Here is a 6,808-nt window from a genome sequence, read left to right as displayed (position 1 = left end):
GTGCGGGCCTCCAGCCCGAAAATTTGGTAATTCTAGAGGGGGGATCCGCCCCCTTTTTTCCTTTAGGGCTGCAGATAGAGGCGGTGCTGACGGATATAGTGCTCCACGGCAGGGGGCACCAGGTAGCGGATAGACCCTCCCTTTTGGATTTGCTGTCGCAGGTAGGTGGAAGAGAGCGTCAGGGTGGGAGCTTCCAGGATTTGGGCTTGGATAGGCAACTTTTCGGCTACCGCCTGCAGCACCTGGGCGGCATCGCCGGCATCCACCCGTGGGGCAACGATCCAATGGCAGAGGCGGGCCAGTTCTTCCGCTTGATACCACTGGGGCAGATCCCGCAGAGCATCCACGCCGATGATCCAGTACCACTGGGTATTGGGTTGCTCCTGGATAAGGGTGCGCAGCGTCTCGATGGTGTAGGAGCGCCCCGAACGGCGGATCTCCAGCTCTGAGCAGGCGAAGCGCTCGTGGTCGGCAATGGCCAACTTGACCATGGCCAGGCGGTCGGCTTTGCTGGCGCCAGGGGCCAGAGGCTTGTGGGGGGGATCCCCGGCGGGCATCCACAGCACCTGATCCAGGTCAAACTGCCAAAGAGCTTGTTCTGCCATGATCAAGTGGCCATGGTGCACAGGGTTGAAGGTTCCGCCCAGAATGGCAATGCGGCGGTGCTTCATGGCTGCTGGCTCAGGTAGGTGATGGCATCCCGCAGCCAATCTTCTGTTGGGCGGCGGTGGGTGGGCAGAGCTTGCAGGGCAGCTTGAATTTCCTGAGCACTGTAGCCCAGGGCCAGCAAGGCCATTTCCACCTCTTCTCGGATGGGCATGGGCGGCCCTCCGGCCAAGGGTTGATCCGCAACTCCCACCCCCTGTCGCCAGTGGGCCAGCTTGGTTTTCAGCTCCAGGGCCAGCCGTTGGGCCGTTTTATGGCCTACCCCCGGCGTGAGGGAGAGCAGGCGCACGTTTTCGGTCACCACCGCCTGCACCAGCTCCGGCAGGCTGAAGGTATTCAGCAGGGCCAAGCCCAAAGCCGGCCCCACCCCCGAGACTTTGATGAGTTCCACAAACAAATCGCGCTCGGCTGGCGAGCCAAACCCGTACAACACCAGCTCAGTCTCTCGCACCACCAAATGGGTGAACACCCGGACGGGCTCCCCCACTGCGGGCAGTTGCTTGAGAAAACGTCCTGGGGCCTTGACGCGATAGCCGATCCCCTGCACCTCAACAGTGAGGCTACTGCGCTCTCCCCATTCGATGGCCACAAGGTGGCCGCTTAAAAACGCGATCATGCTGCGAGTTTAATCTGGGTTTGGGATGCTCTGCTCGACTGGAGCTCCAAAGTCGGCCAAGCAATCTAAAGTCCTTGCCAAAGGCTGCTTCCCTACAAGGCTATTTCACAGACCATTTCTCTACCTGTAGACTGTTCCCCATCCAGCTCTGTATTCTCCCTCATCCATGCCGATTCGCCCTTTTCCCATCGGCCAATGGCTTTGGATCCTGTTCTCGCTGGGGGTGCTGCTCTTTCTCCATCTTCCTCTGCTGGTGATCGTCCTTTATGCCTTCAGCCCCGATGAGGCGACCTTGCGCTTCCCTTTGCCGGGGCTGACCTGGCATTGGTTTGCCGTGGCCTGGGGGCGGGCAGATATTTGGCGGGCCTTGTTTTTGTCTTTGCGGGTGGCTGTGCTGGCTACCGGAGTGGCGGTGGTGCTGGGATCCCTGGCGGCAGCAGCAGTCTATCGCAGCCGATTTTTTGGCCGCGAGACGATCTCGTTTTTGTTTGGTGTTGCTGCCTATCGCCTTGCCGGGCATTGTCTCCGGGATCGCCTTGCGCTCGGCGATCCATTTGCTGCATATCCCTTTCAGCTTTTGGACAATTGTTATCGGCCATGCCACCTTTTGTCTGGTGGTGGTGTACAACAACGTGCTGGCCCGGTTTCGCCGCATGGGACGCTCTCAACTGGAGGCTTCTGCCGACTTGGGGGCCAATCCTCTGCAAACCTTTCGGTACATCCTTCTGCCCGAACTGGCCTCGGCCCTATTGGCGGGATCCCTGCTGGCGTTTGCCCTGTCTTTCGATGAAATCATCGTCACCACCTTCACCGCTGGCCAGCAGCAAACCCTGCCGATCTGGGTGTTCAGCCAGCTCACCAAGCCTCGGCAGCGCCCGGTGATCAGCGTGGTGGCCCTGGGGGTGATCGGCCTGACGGTGCTCCCCATTTGGCTGATCCATCACTTGACCCAAGAGAAAACCACGACTCGCTGATGGCTCTTTCCAGCCTCATGCAAGGTTTGCACTTGGAGGGATCCCCAAGCATTGGCCGGAGTCGCTGTAACAGCAAAGAAACGCTGGCCCTGGTTGATCGCAGAGCCCTTGTGAGAAAATGTAACAAGCATTTCATTTGTGAAAATTGAGGTATCTATGGCTGTCACTCGTGCCGGACGCGCCCCTCTCGTGCGGGGCAGCAGCGAGGGAAATCCTGCCAAGTTCATGGAAATGGCCAGCTCTTTGCTCAGCACCCGCACCCGCCAAGGCAGCGGCAAAAAGGTTCAGGATCGCTCTTCCTACGGCAAAGCGGGCAACCCGCAAGAGTTCATGCAGATGGCCAGCGAATTGCGCCGATCCCTGGAGCAGCAGGGGCGGTAGCCAATCCTGTCCACCCCCAGGGGATCCCCGTCCAGTTGCCTAAGCTGGACGGTTTTCTTGCTGCTCCTCTCAAGCCAGAGGCGGCCAATCGCTTCTGAGGCCACTCACCGGTGTTGGATCCCGTTACAGGCCCAACTTCGAGTCCAGAGCTCCGCCCTTGAGCTTCTGTGCAATGAGCCGGCAGAAGAGCAGCATGTCAGGATGGGAAAAGTGCTCATCGGGGCGCTCTTGCCGGTGGACGTGATTGAGGCCAAGACGACATGAAAAACAAAGGCTTTTGGCTGGCCGGGATCCTGGGGGTAATCTTGGATCAGGCGACCAAGCACTGGGCAGTGGAACGGCTGCTGCCGGGGCCAGAGATTGAGCTGTGGCCAGGGGTGTTTCACCTCACCTACGTGGAGAATACCGGCGCTGCTTGGAGCCTGTTTGAAGATTCGGCAGAGCTCTTGAAGTGGATCTCGCTGGGGGTGGCGCTGGCGTTGGCGCTGCTGGCCATTCGCGGCGGGATCCTGGGCCGATGGGAACAGGCCGGCTATGGCTTGGTGTGGGCAGGAGCGGTGGGGAACGGCATCGACCGCTTCGTCAACGGCTATGTGGTGGATTTTTTCAATTTGATCTGGATTCGCTTTCCGGTATTCAACGTGGCGGATGTGGCCATCAACCTTGGGGTGGCCTGTCTGCTGATTGGTCTGCTACAGGACAACTCGAAGAAAACGGGATCGACTTCCGCCTCGCCCTGCCTGGAGAAAAAGCCCGGTCGCGACAGCACCCACTTTAAGGATTGACGAGCCGATGAACAGCCTTCAGGGATCCCTTGGGATGCTCAGGCCTTTGGCCAGGGGGATCCCTGGTCAGCTTGAAGGACTCCGTCCCGCTAAAGTGCTCCGCACTGCTATCGCGAGCGCGAATGGCTGGCTTGCTGGGCCACCTGGCAGAAGCGCTCGACATCTGCGGGCAAAGTGTTAAAAGCCGTCACCAGGCGGATTAAGTGGTGACCTTCCCCCAGCCAGCGGTAAAACCGAAACCCCGCCTGCTCCAGGGCCTGGAGAACCGGCTCCGGCAGCTCGATAAAAACCTCATTGGCCTCGGTGGGATATACCAACCTGGCTCCCGGCAGGGATCCCAGTCCCTGAGCCAACTGCTGGGCCATTGCGTTGGCATGGCGGGCATTGCGCAGCCACACCCCATCCTGGAGATAGGCCTGCAATTGGGCAGACAAAAAGCGCATCTTCGAAACCAGATGGCCACTGCGCTTGCGGCGAAACTCAAAATCGCCCACCTGATCTGGATGAAAAAACACCACCGCTTCCGCAGCCCAGGCCCCATTTTTGGTGGCCCCAAAGGACAGCACATCCACCCCCGCTTTCCAGGTCATCTCGGCAGGGGTGCAACCCAAACTAACCAGGGCATTGGCAAAGCGGGCCCCATCCATATGCACCTTAAGGCCAAAGTGATGGGCCAAATCCGCCAAGGATCTGAGCTGCTCCAAGGAGTAGAGGGTGCCGGCCTCGGTGGCTTGGGTCAGGCTGAGGCAGGCAGGTTGTACGTGATGAACCACCCCAAACCCCGCCCGCTCCAGGGCTGCTTTTAAGTTGCCCCAGTCGATACGGCCTTGTTCCCCTGGGATCCCCACCAACTTGGCCCCACCTGTAAACAGCTCTGGCGCTCCACATTCGTCCAGATTGATGTGGGCCTCGGGATGGCAATAAATCGCCCCGTAGGGCGGGGTGAGCACCGAAAGGGCCAGGGCATTGGCAGCAGATCCTGTTGCCACCGGAAACACCGCCACTTCATGCTCGAAGATCTCGGCGAAGAGCCTCTGCACCTGCGCTGTGCATTCGTCCCCTCCATAGGGCATGGCGGATCCCTTGAGGGCCAACAGGGCTTCCATCACCTCAGGACAGGCGCCTGTAACATTGTCGCTGCAAAAGTTCATGGCATGGACAACCCAAGGGATCTCGCCGAGGAAGGGTTAGGGCCGGCTTACTTCGCGCCAACCCAACCGGGATCCTCCAAAGTATCCCAGGCTTGACCTGCCTCTCCCTCAACCGTTTGCAATAGCGGGACAGAGTCCTTTTGGGGATGGGAAGGCGGCTCAGGCTGGTCGCGATAGCGGGACGGAGTCCTTTCGCAATAGCGGGATGGGGTCTTTGCACTCCACCACAACCCCAAAGCGGGCCCCAACCCCAACAACAGGCCCAACCCCGCCGGCGCAACAATGCCGGAGCCCAGGCTCATCAACAGGGCAAAAGCAAAATTAGCTACATAGAGCACCAGCGGCCCCACCAACTGGCGGCGGTCAAGGATGGGTTGATCCTCGCCCCACAGCAGATTGGCCACCGTCATGAAGGCAGCCCCAGTCAGCATCCAACCACCGAAGTTTTGCAGCGGCATACCGAAGAAGGGCCCCGGCTGAAACCACGTCCAAAACGGGATCAAGCCGCGGGTCATGGCCGGATCCAGCACGAAGTCCCAGGCGGTGAGCAGCAGGGCCCCCAACATGATGGCCTCGAAGTGGATCAACCAGTGGCGCTGGGTTTGCAGAGCCACACGCGCCAACAAATAGGACGACAACCCCACATAAAACCAAGACAGAGGGATGGTAAAAGGCACCAACCCGGCAATCTTGTAGCCCAGCCCACTCAGGTAGCCGTAGTTGCCAAAGGGGATCCCAGTGCTGGTACCCAACAGCTCACTGCCCAAGGAAATGCCCACCGCCGGGATCAAAAACATCAACAGGCGCCGCATCCCCAACAGCCGGGATCCCATCAGAGCTGCCGCCAGCGCACCGAACACCATGTAGGCCACGCCGCCATTGCCCATGCTCAAGGAGAAAGCTTGAAGGCCAATGGGGGGCAAACTGGCCACCCACTCAGGATGGGGTACAACCCAGAGCAACCCTGCCAACCCAAAAAGCAAAGACAGAATGTGCAAACCCAGAGCTAAGGCCTCCAGCCGCTGCCAAATCGAGCCAGACAGGGGCAGAACACTTCGCCCAACAGAAGACTGGAAAGGCAGGCTGACGAGAACACCAGAGGACGAGAACCAACGCATGAGAAACTCCCGAAGAGTGGTTAAGCGAAGCCGCTCTGTCTCCTTGCAACCCATACGGCGGCTGAGGGGAAAAGCGGATGGCCCCAAGAGAGAGCCTAAAGCCAAGAACAAGCCCGCTTGCTTGCAGGCCGGCCTACTTGGAATGGCCCTCTGGACGGAGATGTCACTGCCGCTAACGGTGACACTGCTGATATTTTGCTGTCTATTGTATCAATTCGTAAACATCTCGCCCGTTTTTCCCCAGGTCTCCTCCCCGTCTTCGCCGCAGGGATCCCGGGTGGGGGTGTACGCCCAGTTGGCTCGTGCTGTGGAGCGCCAGGACTGGCTTCAGGCCCTGCAGCTGGTGGATCTGTTGCAGCAGCACACGGAAGATCCCGCCCAGCGTCAGGATCTGGAAGACTATCGGCTGGAGCTGGAAAAATATCGTTCTGCTTATGGGGATCCGCCGCCGCCCCAGTGGCCGTTTTTGCACAAGCCCTTTGTTGGGGAATTTCCCGTCACCAACCTCTTCGACCATGACTTGCCTTTGGGGGAGAGGGATGGCAACAGACGGTTTGTGAGTGGGCAAGGCCAAGTTTGGATCCCTGGCCCGCTGCACCCCTGTGGCAAAAGCGATGGCCATGCCGGTTATGACTGGGAGATGCCGGTGGGCACCCCGATCCTGGCCGCTGCCGCCGGACGGGTCACCTTGGCCCGCGAGGAGCCGGAGTTTTTTTGCCCCAGCTTGGGCCGACCGGTCAGGGGGTTGCGGGTGCGCCTTCTGCACGAGCCAGAATTCTCCGATGGGGAGAGAGCAGACAGAAGAACCCTTCCCCGCTGGGAAACCCTCTACGCCCACCTCAGCCAAGTTGGGGTGCAGGAGGGGCAAGTGGTGGCCCCAGGAGAAATCATCGGCCTATCGGGAGATAGCGGCTGTGCCAGCGGGCCCCATCTCCATTTCGAGGTACGTCGCTTCGACAACACCAACTCGGGCCAACCGGCTGCCGTCGATCCCTATGGGTGGTTTGGGTCTGGCCTGGATCCCTGGAGTATTCACCCCCTTGGGGCCGAGAGTCTGTTCCTTTGGCAGGTGGGACAAGCCCCCAGCTTGGGAGCATGCCTCTAACCCCCAAAACCC

General features: G+C 59.8%; 8 protein-coding genes. 4 read left to right on the top strand and 4 right to left on the bottom strand.

The features are described from left to right. Positions 1 to 62: 62 nt before the first annotated feature. Positions 63 to 671: a nicotinate-nucleotide adenylyltransferase gene (gene nadD / locus NW818_RS07520; RefSeq protein WP_414357261.1), complete on the bottom strand. Its 609-nt coding sequence runs from the start codon at positions 669 to 671 to the stop codon at positions 63 to 65. Continuing rightward, positions 668 to 1,282, bottom strand: a complete 615-nt coding sequence (gene ruvA / locus NW818_RS07515) for a Holliday junction branch migration protein RuvA (protein ID WP_414332040.1) — start codon at positions 1,280 to 1,282, stop codon at positions 668 to 670. Before ruvA ends, nadD begins: the two co-directional genes overlap by 4 nt. A gap of 491 nt (positions 1,283 to 1,773) precedes the next feature. Here ruvA and NW818_RS07510 point away from each other — a divergent pair, with 491 nt between their 5' ends. The 3 genes from NW818_RS07510 (at position 1,774) to lspA (ending at position 3,422) form a co-directional block, all read left to right on the top strand. Then, the gene (locus NW818_RS07510; protein ID WP_414416054.1) at positions 1,774 to 2,256 is read left to right on the top strand and encodes an ABC transporter permease; all 483 of its coding nucleotides are present in this window, start codon (positions 1,774 to 1,776) and stop codon (positions 2,254 to 2,256) included. Between the two features lie 156 nt (positions 2,257 to 2,412). Next, positions 2,413 to 2,637, top strand: coding sequence for a hypothetical protein (locus NW818_RS07505; RefSeq protein ID WP_414357256.1), 225 nt, complete (start codon positions 2,413 to 2,415; stop codon positions 2,635 to 2,637). Positions 2,638 to 2,897: 260 nt separating this feature from the next. Continuing rightward, complete coding sequence (gene lspA / locus NW818_RS07500) at positions 2,898 to 3,422, top strand: signal peptidase II (RefSeq protein WP_414332043.1); 525 nt, start codon at positions 2,898 to 2,900, stop codon at positions 3,420 to 3,422. 107 nt (positions 3,423 to 3,529) lie between these two features. On the opposite strand, the gene NW818_RS07495 is transcribed toward lspA, so the two are convergent. Both NW818_RS07495 and cruF read right to left on the bottom strand, forming a co-directional pair. Next, on the bottom strand, positions 3,530 to 4,573 hold the full coding sequence (locus NW818_RS07495) for a threonine aldolase family protein (RefSeq protein WP_414424217.1): 1,044 nt from the start codon (positions 4,571 to 4,573) through the stop codon (positions 3,530 to 3,532). 47 nt (positions 4,574 to 4,620) lie between these two features. Then, positions 4,621 to 5,691, bottom strand: a complete 1,071-nt coding sequence (gene cruF / locus NW818_RS07490) for a gamma-carotene 1'-hydroxylase CruF (RefSeq protein ID WP_414375548.1) — start codon at positions 5,689 to 5,691, stop codon at positions 4,621 to 4,623. A 205-nt stretch (positions 5,692 to 5,896) separates the two neighbouring features. Here cruF and NW818_RS07485 point away from each other — a divergent pair, with 205 nt between their 5' ends. Further along, on the top strand, positions 5,897 to 6,796 hold the full coding sequence (locus NW818_RS07485) for a M23 family metallopeptidase (RefSeq protein ID WP_414424216.1): 900 nt from the start codon (positions 5,897 to 5,899) through the stop codon (positions 6,794 to 6,796). Positions 6,797 to 6,808: the final 12 nt, after the last annotated feature.

Origin of the sequence: Synechococcus sp. R6-5 (genome assembly GCF_047461775.1) — a bacterium.
Taxonomy (GTDB): Bacteria; Cyanobacteriota; Cyanobacteriia; order Thermostichales; family Thermostichaceae; genus Thermostichus.
The sequence above is the reverse complement of the archived record's forward strand: the minus strand, read 5'-3'. Positions and strand labels throughout refer to the sequence as shown.